At 65.3% G+C, this 11,248-nt stretch carries 10 protein-coding genes; 6 read left to right on the top strand and 4 right to left on the bottom strand.

Annotation, left to right across the window (positions count from 1 at the left end):
- Nucleotides 1-96: 96 nt before the first annotated feature.
- The gene (locus tag AC1RGE_RS23735) at nt 97-954 is read right to left on the bottom strand and encodes an SDR family oxidoreductase (RefSeq protein WP_011064234.1); all 858 of its coding nucleotides are present in this window, start codon (nt 952-954) and stop codon (nt 97-99) included.
- A gap of 190 nt (nt 955-1,144) precedes the next feature.
- Between AC1RGE_RS23735 and exbB the strand changes: the two genes are divergently transcribed.
- From exbB to AC1RGE_RS23765, 6 genes are all read left to right on the top strand, one after another.
- Nucleotides 1,145-2,149, top strand: a complete 1,005-nt coding sequence (gene exbB, locus AC1RGE_RS23740) for a tonB-system energizer ExbB (RefSeq protein WP_011064235.1) — start codon at nt 1,145-1,147, stop codon at nt 2,147-2,149.
- 6 nt (nt 2,150-2,155) lie between these two features.
- Complete coding sequence (gene exbD / locus AC1RGE_RS23745) at nt 2,156-2,584, top strand: TonB system transport protein ExbD (protein ID WP_011064236.1); 429 nt, start codon at nt 2,156-2,158, stop codon at nt 2,582-2,584.
- Entirely contained in the window at nt 2,581-3,333 is a 753-nt protein-coding gene (locus tag AC1RGE_RS23750; RefSeq protein WP_492585111.1) for an energy transducer TonB family protein, read from the top strand. Before exbD ends, AC1RGE_RS23750 begins: the two co-directional genes overlap by 4 nt.
- A gap of 148 nt (nt 3,334-3,481) precedes the next feature.
- Complete coding sequence (locus tag AC1RGE_RS23755; RefSeq protein ID WP_011064238.1) at nt 3,482-4,402, top strand: hydrogen peroxide-inducible genes activator; 921 nt, start codon at nt 3,482-3,484, stop codon at nt 4,400-4,402.
- 9 nt (nt 4,403-4,411) lie between these two features.
- A complete protein-coding gene (gene recG / locus AC1RGE_RS23760) occupies nt 4,412-6,487 on the top strand; it encodes an ATP-dependent DNA helicase RecG (RefSeq protein ID WP_015637474.1) in 2,076 nt (691 codons plus the stop codon).
- A gap of 79 nt (nt 6,488-6,566) precedes the next feature.
- A complete protein-coding gene (locus AC1RGE_RS23765) occupies nt 6,567-7,967 on the top strand; it encodes an aminoacyl-tRNA deacylase and HDOD domain-containing protein (protein ID WP_011064240.1) in 1,401 nt (466 codons plus the stop codon).
- A 58-nt stretch (nt 7,968-8,025) separates the two neighbouring features.
- Here the strand turns inward: AC1RGE_RS23765 and AC1RGE_RS23770 are convergent, their stop codons facing one another.
- The 3 genes from AC1RGE_RS23770 to AC1RGE_RS23780 all read right to left on the bottom strand — a co-directional run bounded on the left by AC1RGE_RS23770 (nt 8,026) and on the right by AC1RGE_RS23780 (nt 11,245).
- The gene (locus tag AC1RGE_RS23770) at nt 8,026-8,409 is read right to left on the bottom strand and encodes a hypothetical protein (RefSeq protein ID WP_015637475.1); all 384 of its coding nucleotides are present in this window, start codon (nt 8,407-8,409) and stop codon (nt 8,026-8,028) included.
- Between the two features lie 140 nt (nt 8,410-8,549).
- Nucleotides 8,550-9,479, bottom strand: a complete 930-nt coding sequence (gene tagQ, locus AC1RGE_RS23775) for a type VI secretion system-associated lipoprotein TagQ (protein ID WP_011064242.1) — start codon at nt 9,477-9,479, stop codon at nt 8,550-8,552.
- Nucleotides 9,480-9,562: 83 nt separating this feature from the next.
- Entirely contained in the window at nt 9,563-11,245 is a 1,683-nt protein-coding gene (locus AC1RGE_RS23780; protein WP_230493612.1) for a formylglycine-generating enzyme family protein, read from the bottom strand.
- Nucleotides 11,246-11,248: the final 3 nt, after the last annotated feature.

An 11,248-nucleotide genomic window follows, 5' to 3' on the forward strand; every position in this document is an offset into this window, starting at 1 on the left:
TGCGACAAGGTCCACCGGACCTTCGGCCTGTCGGCAGCGACGCCCTCGGGAAGCCGGTCGCAGCCTTCGACCGCGACCCCAAGCTGCTCGGGCAACTTAGCCCTGCGTCGTCAGAATCGCAGCATAACCTTCGCGATAACTCGGATAGCGCGGCACCCAGCCCAGCGCCCTGGCCCGGGCATTGCTGCAACGCTTGCTGCCGGTACGACGCACGCTGGCATCGTCCGCCCATTCGGTGACGCCCAGGTAATCGCGCAGCCAGTCGACGACCTCCGCCAGAGGCGCGGGCGCATCGTCCACGCCGATATAGCAATCATCCAGCGCCGTGCCACTGCGGTCCGCCTTGATCAGGAACGCCAGCAGGCCCGCGGCATCGTCCGCGTGAATACGGTTGCCGTACAACGGCGGCTCGATCGCCACGCGATAACCCCGGCGCACCTGGGTCAGCAGCCACTCGCGACCCGGGCCATAGATGCCGGTCAAGCGCACCACAGTGGCGGGAATACCGCTGCCCAGAGCCACCTGCTCGGCTTCCAGCATCATGCGTCCGGAGTAGGCCTGGGCCTCGGCCACGGAAGTCTCGTCCACCCACTCACCGTCCTTCTGCTCATAAACGCTGCTGCTGGAGACAAACAGCAAACGCTTGGGCGCCTGGCCGCGCTGCTTGAGCCAGCCCAGTACATGCTGCAGACCATCGACATAAGCCGCGCGATATCCGGCTTCGTCATGCTCGGTGGCCGCCGCGCAATACACCAGATAGTCCGGCGACTTCTGCGGCCATTGCCCGGGGCATTGCTCGCTGAACAGGTCACCTGCAATGCCCACCACCCCCTGTGGCAAGCGCGATACGTTGCGACGCAGGCCGTAAACCTGCCATTGCTCGGCCAGCAGTTGAGTCGCCAGGCGACTCCCGACATCACCGCAACCGGCGATCAATACAGAGGGGGAGGACATCAGAAAACTCCTTTGGGAAAGGTCAAGACTAGCCCTCGCACTGGACGAACGGCTAGCAATCAAGGAAAAAAAGATACTCTATTACTTCTGTTAACAAGAATTACTTGCAATAATAACCGCCCATTTTGTTCTCGGCCCTGCGAGGCCTAGAAGGACATTTCACCCTTTTCTCCTCTCAGGTCCGGCCAGCATGACAAGCAACCAACTCTCCGTCTCGCCAACCAAACGCCCAAGCCCGCTGCGCGCCATGAGCGCGGTTGCAGCGCTGTTGTGCAGCCTGCTGCTGGCACCGACCGCAGCCTTTGCCGACCAGCACGCCCCAGCCACCGCCGCAGCCCCTGCCGCGACCGCTCCAGCCGCTGAACATACGGCCACCGACCCGACCGCTCCAGCCGCAGCCCCAGTGGCCGGCGAGCCAGTCCAGGCCGAAGGCCAGCCCGCTATCGGCGAAGACGCTCCTGAAGTCCTGGAGGCCGACAACACCCTGGGCATGGCCCATGACCTGTCGCCGTGGGGCATGTACCAGAACGCCGACATCATCGTGAAACTGGTGATGATCGGCCTGGCCATCGCCTCGATCATCACCTGGACCATCTGGATCGCCAAAGGCTTCGAGCTGATGGGTGCCAAGCGCCGCCTGCGCAGTGAAATCGCCGCACTGAAAAAGGCCACCACCCTCAAGGAAGCCAGCGCCACCGCCACCAAGGAGGGCACCCTGGCCAACCTGCTGGTGCACGATGCCCTGGAAGAGATGCGCCTCTCGGCCAACAGCCGCGAGAAGGAAGGCATCAAGGAGCGCGTCAGCTTCCGCCTGGAGCGCCTGGTGGCTGCCTGCGGCCGCAACATGAGCAGCGGCACCGGCGTGCTGGCCACCATCGGTTCCACCGCGCCGTTCGTCGGCCTGTTCGGCACCGTGTGGGGCATCATGAACAGCTTCATCGGCATCGCCAAAACCCAGACCACCAACCTTGCCGTGGTTGCCCCCGGTATCGCCGAAGCCCTGCTGGCCACCGCCCTGGGCCTGGTTGCCGCGATTCCCGCGGTGGTGATCTACAACGTCTTCGCTCGCTCCATCACCGGCTACAAGGCCCAGGTCACCGACGCCTCGGCCGAGGTCCTGCTGCTGGTCAGCCGCGACCTGGATCACCAGCCGAACGAGCGCTCCGCACAACCGCACATGGTGAAAGTGGGGTAATCAGCCATGGGCTTGCATTTGAAAGAAGGCGCAGGCGACGACCTGGCCGAAAACCACGAGATCAACGTCACGCCGTTCATCGACGTGATGCTGGTGCTGCTGATCATCTTCATGGTGGCCGCACCGCTGGCCACCGTGGACATCAAGGTCGACCTGCCCGCCTCCAGCGCCAAACCGGCGCCGCGGCCGGAAAAACCGGTGTTCCTCAGCGTCAAGGCCGACAAGCGCCTGTTCCTCGGCGAAGACGAAGTCAAGGCTGAAACCCTTGGCGCCATCCTCGACGCCCGGACCCAGGGCAAGAAAGACACGACCATCTTCTTCCAGGCCGACAAAGGTGTGGATTACGGCGACCTGATGAGTGTGATGGACACCCTGCGGGCGGCCGGCTACCTGAAAGTCGGCCTGGTCGGACTTGAGACGGCAGCCAAGAAATGATCACGACGCGCCAAAGACTGACGCGTTACAGCGGTAGCCTGGCGGTGGTGTTGGGCGTCCATGGGTTGGCGATCCTGCTCGCCCTCAACTGGTCCAAGCCACAGCCCATGGCCATCCCCCCCCAAGCCATGGTGGTGGAATTGGCACCTGCCCCTGTGCCGCCTCCACCGGCGCCGCCGAAAGTGGTGACCCCACCACAACCGCCGGCCCCCGTGGAAGAACTGCCGTTGCCGAAACTGGCCGAAGCGCCGAAGCCGACTATCTCGGTACCCAAGCCGGTGAAGCAGAAGCCCAAGCCGCAACCGCCAAAGCCGGTGGTCAAGCCTGAGCCGCCCAAGGAAAAGCCTTCCGAGGAAAAGCCCAGCGACGCCCCGGTCACACCGGCTCCGTCCAAGCAGCCCGCTCCTGCGACCCCTGGCCCGTCACCGGCCCAGGCCGCCGCCAAGGCTAACTGGCAGGGGGAATTGCAGGCGCACCTGGCCAAGTACAAGCGCTATCCGAGCGAGGCTCAGCGTCGAGGCAAGGAAGGCACCAACTCCCTGCGCTTCGTCGTCGATGCCGAAGGCAAGGTGCTGTCCTATGAGCTGGTAGGCAGATCGGGCAATGCCGATCTGGACCGGGCCACCCTGGACATGATCCGTCGTGCCCAGCCGCTTCCCAAGCCACCGGCAGACATGCTCAACAACGGCAGCGTGGAAATCACCGCCTCGTACAACTACGAGATCGACCGCAGCCGCGGCCGCCGCTGATCCACCGCAAGGGCACCTTCAAGGTGCCCTTCGCGTTTGTGCCGCCTGAAGCAGGCATTGGCGGGTGTCGCATTCCACCCTCGGTCTGATAACGTGCGTCTATCGATTGCAGCCGTTATGCTTGGCCGCAACCTCACGGACGCCCGCTATGACTCTTACAGAATTGCGCTACATCGTTACCCTCGCCCAAGAGCAGCACTTCGGCCATGCCGCCGAGCGCTGCCATGTCAGCCAGCCCACCCTGTCGGTCGGCGTGAAAAAGCTTGAAGACGAACTCGGCGTGCTGATTTTCGAGCGCAGCAAGAGCGCCGTGCGCCTGACCCCGGTGGGCGAGACCATCGTCGCCCAGGCGCAAAAGGTCCTGGAGCAGGCCCAGGGTATCCGTGAGCTGGCCCAGGCCGGCAAGAACCAGCTGACCGCACCGCTCAAGGTCGGGGCGATCTACACCGTCGGCCCCTACCTGTTCCCGCACCTGATTCCCCAGCTGCACCGGGTCGCCCCGCAGATGCCGCTGTATATAGAAGAGAACTTCACCCACGTACTGCGCGACAAACTGCGCAACGGCGAGCTGGACGCGATCATCATCGCCCTGCCGTTCAACGAGGCCGATGTCCTGACCCTGCCGCTGTACGACGAACCCTTCTATGTGCTGATGCCCAGCGGCCACCCCTGGACCAAGAAGGAAACCATCGACGCCAACCTGCTCAACGACAAGAGCCTGTTGCTGCTGGGCGAAGGCCACTGCTTCCGCGACCAGGTCCTGGAGGCCTGTCCGACCCTGACCAAGGGCAACGACGGCGCCAAGCACACCACCGTGGAATCCAGTTCCCTGGAAACCATCCGCCACATGGTCGCCTCCGGCCTGGGCATCTCGATCCTGCCGCTGTCGGCCGTGGACAGCCATCACTACGCCCCCGGGGTGATCGAAGTCCGCCCCCTGACCCCGCCCGTGCCGTTCCGCACCGTGGCCATCGCCTGGCGCGCCAGCTTCCCGCGGCCCAAGGCCATCGAGATCCTCGCCGACTCGATCCGCCTGTGCTCGGTGGCCAAGCCGCCCGCCGCGAGTTAAGCGCTCGCAATGACTGAGCTGTCGAAAGTGCCGGTCACGGCACTCAAGGGCGTCGGCGAAGCCATGGCCGAGAAGCTGGCCAAGGTCGGCCTGGAAAACCTTCAGGACGTGCTGTTCCACCTGCCCCTGCGCTACCAGGACCGCACCCGCGTGGTGCCGATCGGCGCCCTGCGCCCCGGCCAGGATGCTGTGATCGAAGGCACCGTCAGTGGCGCCGATGTGGTCATGGGCAAGCGCCGCAGCCTGCTGGTGCGCTTGCAGGACGGTACCGGCGGCCTGAGCCTGCGCTTCTACCATTTCAGCAATGCGCAGAAGGACGGCCTGAAGCGCGGCACCCGTGTGCGCTGCTATGGCGAAGCCCGGCCCGGCGCCTCGGGCCTGGAGATCTACCACCCGGAATACCGTGCCATCAGCGGCGACGAGCCGCCGCCGGTGGACCAGACCCTGACACCCATCTACCCCCTGACCGAAGGCCTGACCCAGCAGCGCCTGCGCCTGCTGTGCCAACAGAGCCTCGCCTTGCTGGGCCCGCGCAGCCTGCCCGACTGGCTGCCGGAAGAGCTGGCCCGGGACTATCAGCTGGCGCCCCTGGACGATGCGATCCGCTACCTGCATCACCCGCCGGCGGACGCCGATGTCGACGAACTGGCCCTGGGGCACCACTGGGCCCAGCACCGCCTGGCGTTCGAGGAATTGCTGACCCACCAGCTGTCCCAGCAGCGTCTGCGCGACAGCCTGCGCTCACAGCGCGCCCCGGTGCTGCCATTGGCCAGGAAACTGCCGGTCAAGTACCTGAAGAACCTGGGCTTCGCTCCCACCGGCGCGCAACAGCGCGTGGGCAACGAGATCGCCTACGACCTGAGCCAGCCCGAGCCCATGCTGCGGCTGATCCAGGGCGACGTGGGCGCCGGCAAGACCGTGGTCGCCGCCCTGGCCGCCCTGCAGGCGCTGGAGGCCGGCTACCAGGTGGCACTGATGGCGCCGACGGAAATCCTCGCCGAGCAGCACTTCATCACCTTCAAGCGCTGGCTCGAGCCCCTGGGCCTGGAAGTCGCCTGGCTGGCAGGCAAGCTCAAGGGCAAGGCCCGCAGCGCAGCCCTGGAACAGATTGCCGGTGGCGCACCGATGGTGGTGGGCACCCACGCGCTGTTCCAGGACGAAGTGCAGTTCAAGAACCTGGCCCTGGTGATCATCGACGAACAGCACCGCTTCGGCGTGCAGCAGCGCCTGGCCCTGCGCCAGAAAGGCGTGGGCGGCCGCCTGTGCCCGCACCAGTTGATCATGACCGCCACGCCGATCCCGCGAACGCTGGCCATGAGCGCCTACGCCGACCTGGACACCTCGATCCTCGACGAACTGCCTCCCGGTCGCACCCCGGTGAACACCGTGCTGGTGACCGACAGCCGGCGCATCGAAGTCATCGAGCGGGTACGCGCCGCCTGCGCGGAAGGGCGCCAGGCCTACTGGGTCTGCACCCTGATCGAAGAGTCCGAGGAACTGACCTGCCAGGCCGCGGAAACCACCTTCGAAGACCTTTCCAGCGCCCTCGGCGAATTGCGCGTAGGGCTGATCCACGGCCGCATGAAGGCCCCCGAGAAAGCCGCGGTGATGGCCGAGTTCAAGGCCGGCAACCTGCAACTGCTGGTGGCCACCACGGTGATCGAGGTCGGGGTCGACGTACCCAATGCCAGCCTGATGATCATCGAAAACCCCGAACGCCTGGGCCTGGCCCAGTTGCACCAGCTGCGCGGCCGGGTCGGGCGCGGCAGCGCCGCCAGCCACTGCGTGCTGCTCTACCACCCACCGCTTTCACAGATCGGTCGCCAGCGCCTGGGCATCATGCGTGAAACCAACGACGGTTTCGTCATCGCCGAAAAGGACCTGGAGCTGCGCGGCCCCGGGGAAATGCTCGGCACCCGGCAGACCGGCCTCCTGCAATTCAAGGTCGCCGACCTGATGCGCGACGCCGACCTGCTGCCGGCGGTACGCGATGCCGCCCAGGCCCTGCTGGAGCGCTGGCCGGACCATGTCAGCCCGTTGCTGGAGCGCTGGCTGCGCCACGGACAGCAATACGGCCAAGTGTGAACCAACACTCAGTTAGTGAACCCTCGCCATAACCAAGCTGGTTATACTCGTCAAATTGTAGAAAAACGGATACCAGACCATGACAGAAGTTGCCCTCGACATTGCAACCCCACACGCTCCGTCTGTTATCCGGTTGCTGCTCGGCAAGCTGGCCATCAGCTACAACGAAGTGATCGACCAGCCGGGCCTGCCGGCTGCGCGCAAGGTCCAGGCGGTACTGCTGGACGACGCCGTCGGCGCGCTGATGGTGCTGTTCCCGCAGAGCCAGTTACTGGACCTCAACCGCCTGGCCGAACTCACCGGCCGCCGCCTGACCGCCGTTTCCACCGAACGCCTGGAGCGCATGCTCGGCAAGCACAGCCTGAGCCTGCTGCCCGGCCTGCCGGCGCTCACCAGCTCACCGTGCCTGTACGAAGAAAGCCTGCTGCGCGAGCCCTGCCTGCTGATCAACTCCGGCGAGCCCGGGGTACTGCTGGAGATCACCAGCGAAGCCTTCAAGAGCATGCTCAGCAAAGCCAGCGCCGGCAACTTCGGCGAGCCCCTGAGCAGCATTCGCCCCAACCTCGACCGCCCGGACGATGACCGCGAGGAGATCTCCCAGGCGATGCAGGCCTTCACCGCGCGGCGCATCCAGCAGCGCCTGGAAGCCACCATCGAGATCCCGCCCCTGGCGGAAACCGCGCAGAAGATCATCAAGCTGCGGGTCGACCCCAACGCCACCATCGACGACATCACCGGTGTGGTGGAAACCGACCCGGCCCTGGCCGCCCAGGTGGTCAGCTGGGCCGCCTCGCCCTACTACGCCTCGCCCGGCAAGATCCGCTCGGTGGAAGACGCCATCGTCCGCGTGCTGGGCTTCGACCTGGTGATCAACCTGGCGCTGGGCCTGGCCCTGGGCAAGACCCTGAGCCTGCCCAAGGACCAGCCGCAGCACGCCACGCCTTACTGGCAGCAGTCGATCTACACCGCCGCGGTGATCGAGGGCCTGACCCGCGCCATGCCCCGTGCCCAGCGCCCGGAAGCCGGCCTGACCTACCTGGCCGGCCTGCTGCACAACTTCGGCTACCTGCTGCTGGCCCACGTGTTCCCGCCGCACTTCTCGCTGATCTGCCGGCATTTGGAGGTCAACCCGCACCTGTGCCACAGCTATGTCGAACAGCACCTGCTGGGTATCAGCCGCGAACAGATCGGCGCCTGGCTGATGCGCTACTGGGACATGCCGGAAGAGCTGTGCACCGCCCTGCGCTTCCAGCACGACCCGAGCTACGACGGCGCCTATGCCGAGTACCCGAACCTGGTGTGCCTGGCCGTGCGCCTGCTGCGCAGCCGGGGCATCGGCTCCGGGCCCCACGAGGATATCCCCGACGCCCTGCTGGAACGCCTGGGCCTGACCCGGGACAAGGCGGACGACGTGGTGAGCAAGGTGTTGGAAGCCGAAGTACTGCTGCGGGAACTGGCTTCGCAGTTCAGCCAGGCCTGAGCCCATTCGCCGGCCAGCCCACTCCTGCAGGAGGCGGCTTGCCGGCGAAGTTTCCCGGTCAAGCCTTGGGCTTGGCCTTTTTCGGTTTCAGGTACTTGGTCAGCCCCTGGAACCAGATCACCAGGGCCGGGTTGCCCTTGATCTGGATCGACTTGTCCTGAATACCGGTCATGAATGCCAACTGCTTGTTCTTCGCCTGCAGGGTGGCGAAGCCGTAGGCGGCATCCTTGAAGGCGATGGCGAATGCCGGCTCGGGATAGAACCCCGAACGGCTGGTGACGCGCTGATCCTTGACGAAAAAATGCCGAGCAACCTTGCCGTCGAGCGTCTGCAGCTGGAACACCAGCTCCTTGTCACCCAACTGTTGCTGGAAAGCAGGATTGTTGCGGCTGGCTTTGCCCATCAACAGGCCAAGCACCCAGAGAAGAAAACGGAATTTCATGCACGGCGCCTCAGTGGAATTATTGGATGGCCGGCGCAGTTTAACCTGTAACTCGAAGAGCGCCAGCCGATCTGTTCGATTGCTCGGAGATCGGCTGGCGTTCAACGCTTATCGCGACATCTTGTCAGACAATCGCCAACTCAGACGTTAGGGCAAGGCACCGGTGCCCAGTCACCCAGGTCCGGGTTCTTGCACATGCTGTTGACCTGGGTCTGGCCGGTGGTCGCGACCTTGTTGCTCTCGGCCTGCTTGATCTTGGCATCCTGGATCGACCTCTCGGTGCTCACCGCTTCCTGAGGCACGGTCGGCAGCTTGGGCTGCTTGACCTTCTGTGGCTGTTTTCTCTTGCCACCGGTGGTCACCGTGGTGGTATCGGCGGTGGCGACTTTCACCACGTCGGTACGCTGCACGCCCACTTGCTGCAGATCCTGCTCGTAGGCCTGGTTGTACTTGCTCAGGTCTTCGCTGGCACGGCCGTTCACCGCGGTGATCAGGTCGTTGGACTCCTTCAGGCCGCTGACGATTTCCGCCAGGCGCTTGCGCCCTTCCACGTCATTGATGGTGTTGGCCTTGCGGGAGCTGATCAGGCTGTCGAAGGCGCGCTGGTAGCAGGTCTGGGAAGCGCGGGCATAGGCCGTGCTGCGGTCGATGTCGGCCGCGCTCTTGTTGACGTCGGCAGCGTAGGAAGCGATGCGCTGGTTGTCGTCGGCGATCTGCTTCTGGCGCTCGGTGTAGTAACCGGCTGCGCCACCGGCCAGGGCACCGCCTGCGGCACCGATGGCGGCGTTGCGGCCACGGTGGTCGCCGTCACCGGTCAGGGCACCGAGCAAAGCGCCGCCGGCAGCGCCCAGGGCAGCACCGGTGACCACCGACTTGGTCATGTCCGAATCCGTGGCGCGCAGGTGCTGCACCGGCTCGTAGCAGCTCGGGTAGTACTCGACCTTGGTGGTCGAGGCGACCTTGGACACCGGAGAGGTCGCGCAACCGGTCAATACGGTGCTGAACCCGGCGGCAACCAACAGCAGGTGACGCTTGGACGTTGAAGCAAATGGGTTGCGGGAAAAAAGCATGTTCGTGATCTCGATTAAGTTTGACCAACTCGGCGCGACGCAATGTCGTCCGAGATCCTCCAGGCTCGACAGACAGCGGCCGGTCATGACTTCTGACCGGTCGATGCGAGCAGTTCCTTCAAAATCGTCGCCGGGTCGGCTCGCCGTTGCTGGCGATAATTCCCGACATGGCGAACGAATAACGTAGCGCGCGTCACCAGGCTCTTGCCGAGCACCGGCTTGCGATTGAGCTCTTCCTTGATTCGTTGAAATTGCGCCTGGATCACCGCGTCGGTGTAACGGGTGCCCGTGGCCAGGTTGTCGATGTAGATCGCCACCGCCCCGTCCAGCGCGCTGCGGCCGTTGTCGATGGCTTCGGCGAACAGCTTGGCGCTGGGCTCGTCCTTGGCATCGATGGCCTGCTGCTGGCTCTTCTTCAGGTTGGTCAGGCGGATGTTGTAGTTGTTGATGGTCTCGGCCACCAGGGCCGACGACTGGATCAGGTTGCCGGCCGCCTCCTCGCGCTGCTGGGCGATCAGCGAGACGTTGCGCTTGAGCTCTTCGTTGACCAGCCCCAGCTCCGCCTGCAGGCGCGGGTCGACGCTGGCGGCGATGATGGCGTCCAGGCGCTTGGTGGGGTCCTGGGCGTCGTCGATGGCATCGGTCAGGGACGCCAGGCGGCCTTCCTTCTGCCACTGGGCGAACAGCTCCTTGTAGCGCGAACGGGGCGCCGACAGCGCGCCGATGGCCACCCGGAAACCGGTGGTTTCGTTGCTCTGCTCAGTGCCGTCGGCGCCAAACAGCGGGTACTCGCGGCGCATCCCGGTGAACAGCGTGCCTTCGCCTTCCAGGTAGTTGCCGCCCTTGACCACGAAACCGCCGTAGGTGCCCTGGCGGCGCCCGGCGCGCACCAGCTGGAAGGACTCCTGGACCATCTCGGCGGCGTTGCCGATCACGTCGAACATGCCGATGGGGTTGGGCAGCTTGGTGCCGATGGGCATCAGGCGCGCGGCCTGGCCGGTGCCGCCGGCCACCTGGTTGAACACCGCCCAGTCCGCCAGCGGGCCGTCGTCTTCGCTGCCCTCCACGCGCCGCGGGAACAGGCGGCCTTCCAGCTCCTGGCGGCTGACCGCCTGGCCACCGCGGGCGGCGTATTCCCACTCCACCTCGGTGGGCAGGCGCACAAAGCCCAGGCCACCGTCTTCCGAGGAACTGCCACGGCCGCTGACCGGCAGCAGGTCGCGGTGGTTCTTCATCAGCCAGGCGCTGTACACCGCGGCAAAGCGCTCGGCCTCGAAGCGCGACAGCTTGACCTTGGGCAGGCGCCCCTGCAGGCCCTCCGGCGCCTCACAGGCCGGGGCCGGATCACCGCTGGCCAGGGACTGGGCCTGGGCCATGACCTGAGCGTACTGGCGGGCAGTGACCTCGTACTTGCCGATGAAATACAGCATTGGCTTGAGGGGCACCCCGGCGCCACTTTTCGGCAGCGCCGGGCCAATGGTCTTGCCCCAGGCGCCAGGCAGGTCCTTGAGGGTGAACTGGCCGTTGATGTAGTCCCGGCGATAGCCGGAAATGAACGACTGCTGGTAACCGCTCTCGCCCTCGCTGAAGGGGTAGCCGAGGTTCACCTCACGGTCGTCCAGGGTGCCCTGGGCCAGCACGTAGACGTAGCGGAACACCATCTCGCCGTCGCAGGGCAGCGGCAGACTGACGTCGTCCGGCAACGGCTTGGGGTTGTCCATCTTGTTCGCCGGTTCTTCGGCCCACACGGCCCCGGCCAGGGTCATGGC

This window comes from Pseudomonas sp. GW823-FHT02C05, from assembly GCF_058797595.1.